Source organism: Alcanivorax sp. HI0044 (assembly GCF_001634945.1).
Genome location: NZ_LWEZ01000537.1, coordinates 1 through 1,126, shown reverse-complemented (window position 1 = coordinate 1,126; position 1,126 = coordinate 1). Strand labels below are relative to the sequence as shown.

At 56.0% G+C, this 1,126-nt stretch carries 1 protein-coding gene; it reads right to left on the bottom strand.

The genetic code is table 11. The features are described from left to right. Nucleotides 1-1,007 (bottom strand): AraC family transcriptional regulator (locus A3730_RS06425; protein ID WP_063537738.1); only part of this gene is annotated, 1,007 nt, incomplete at its 3' end. Between the last annotated feature and the right edge of the window lie 119 nt (nucleotides 1,008-1,126).

Genomic DNA, 1,126 nt, shown 5'->3' with positions numbered 1-1,126 from the left:
TACTTAAACTGGCTGGGTGGCATGCCATACCATTTCTTGAACGCGCGCGAAAACGCGCTCACCTCGGAAAAACCCAACAGGAATGCCACCTGGGTAATACTCATTCCCGAGGTGCGAAGATGCTGCTCCACCAACGATTTACGGGTATGTTCCAACAGCAGTTTCCACGTTAAACCATCTTCAGCCAACCGCCGCTGCAAACTGCGTGTGCTCATGCACAATGCTTCAGCCGCATCCTTCTGCGCTGGCTCACCATCGGGCAAACGCTCCTGAATCCATAACGATAGGCGATCGGCCAGCGACGCCTCCTCCGCCACTGCCAGCCGCTGACTCAGGGTGGCATCCAACATGGCAGCCAGCTGAATATCACTAGATGCCAGAATCCGATTGGCGCTCGCCTTGTCGAACACCAGCGCATAGCCTTCGCCCACCGCCAGTGGGCAGTTGAAATAATCGGCTAGGGTCACCCGCATATCATCCTCAAGCCAGTCCGGATAACCCACCAGCAGCGGGTTATAATCCGCGCTGATACGTACCCGTAATACCCGCACGATAGAAGCCATTACAAAAACCAGCGCCTGGGGGTGAGGCTCATGCTCGGTGGCGGAAAAGAAACGCAGCTCCACCGTGCCATCATTAACATGCAACTCCGTGCGCACAAGATTGCTAATCAATCGGTGAAAGCGGGTAACGCGATTAAGTACACTATAAAGATCACCACCGGCAGCCACCGCCAACCCAAGGGCACCAAAGTGGGTGTACTGGGCATGGCGGGCTAGTTCGATACCCAGCGCAGGCTGCTCCAATAGCACCTGACAATAATCCAACAGCGCCGTGGACACATGTACATCCACCCGCGCCTCCGGATCCCGAAACAGCGCCTCCTCCAGCCCGTAACGCGCCAGAATGGCCGCCACATCCTGCCCTTGTTCCTGCAGGTACTGCAGCAACGGTGTCATCAACACCGCTGCTGCCTGCTGTCTGGCTACACCTTTTCTCTCGCCCATGGCCTTCCCGCCTGTGCCGTTTTAATAATTGGCGCTCAAGGTCAACAGCTTGGCGCCCAGGGTCGATTTTTTATGGCGCTGCCTGGGTATCGTTGCTGTCATTGAAAAGGAGATTTCAC